This is a genomic window from Marinobacter oulmenensis (assembly GCF_014201735.1).
GTDB classification, from domain to species: Bacteria; Pseudomonadota; Gammaproteobacteria; order Pseudomonadales; family Oleiphilaceae; genus Marinobacter; species Marinobacter oulmenensis.
The window spans coordinates 1-1,164 of sequence record NZ_JACHFE010000024.1; the positions used below are offsets into that span (position 1 = coordinate 1).

Here is a 1,164-nt window from a genome sequence, read left to right on the forward strand (position 1 = left end):
CTAGGGAAGGTCTGAATAACCGGTGATTTTTGCCGATGTTGATTCAAAGCAGCAGAAATCTCGGATTTCAGACGTTATTTCCTCGTTATTTGTATATTTCTTGCCCGTTTCCCGCCATTTTGGCGGAAAACAGGCGCACTGGCCCTACGCCAGCAGGTATTTTTCACCGATCAGCAGATTACTGAACGCGGCCAACAGGTGCAGCCGGTTGCTGTTTTTCGCCAGGCCGCGATAGCGGACCTTGTTGTAGCCGAACACCTGCTTGATGTACCGGAACGGATGTTCCACTTTTGAGCGGATGCTGGCTTTGATTTTCTCGGCTTTCAGCTTGTCGGCATCCAGGGATTTCCGTGCACCAGGGCGCTTGGCGATGAACCAAGAGACGTTTTCGCGGTGCTTGTGATCGGCCCGTTTTTGAATGCCGAGGTAACCGGCGTCACCGAAGACCCGCTGCTCTTCGCCGTGCAGCAGTTTGCCGGAGGGCACGATGTCATGAACATTGGCTGCGGTGGTATCGATGCTGTGGATCAGGCCCAGCGTGTCGTCGACACCAATGTGCATCTTCATGCCGAAGTGCCATTCGTTACCTTTTCGGGTTTGGTGCATCTCCGGGTCACGATTGCCAGAACTGTTCTTCGTGGAGCTGGGTGCAGAGATGATGGTGGCATCAACAATGCTGCCTTCACGCAACATAAGACCATTTTTCTCCAGGTGCTTGTTCACTTCTTTGAACAGCACTTTGCCGAGACCATGCTGCTCCAAAAAATGGCGGAACTTAAGGATCGTGGTTTCGTCGGGCAGACGATCAAGCTTGAGGCCAGCGAACTGGCGCATGGATTCGATCTCGTACAATGCGTCTTCCATGGCCGGATCGCTGAGGTTATAGAACAACTGCATGCAGTGAACGCGCAGCATGGCAGACAAAGGATAGGGAGGCCGCCCGTTCTGGCCCTTGGGGTAATAACGGGCTACCTTCTTTTCCAACTGCTTCCACGGAATCAGCCTGTCCATCCGTTCCAGAAAGATCTCGCGGCGGGTTTTGCGCTTCTTGGTCTGGTATTCGGCTTCGGAGAAGGTGATCTGATCCATGGTGGCAACGATCCTATGCGGTTGACGATGGCCGTATTATCGCTGATTTTGGGGACTTATTCAGAGTCTCCCTAG

General features: G+C 53.1%; 1 protein-coding gene. It reads right to left on the reverse strand.

The window, feature by feature from the left end:
- Nucleotides 1-144: 144 nt before the first annotated feature.
- Complete coding sequence (locus tag HNR38_RS17135; RefSeq protein ID WP_183706609.1) at nucleotides 145-1,089, reverse strand: IS5 family transposase; 945 nt, start codon at nucleotides 1,087-1,089, stop codon at nucleotides 145-147.
- Between the last annotated feature and the right edge of the window lie 75 nt (nucleotides 1,090-1,164).

Coding starts and splice junctions, on each gene's coding strand:
- HNR38_RS17135 (WP_183706609.1), bottom strand. CDS start 1,089: ATGGATCAGATCACCTTCTCCGAAGCCGAATACCAGACCAAGAAGCGC.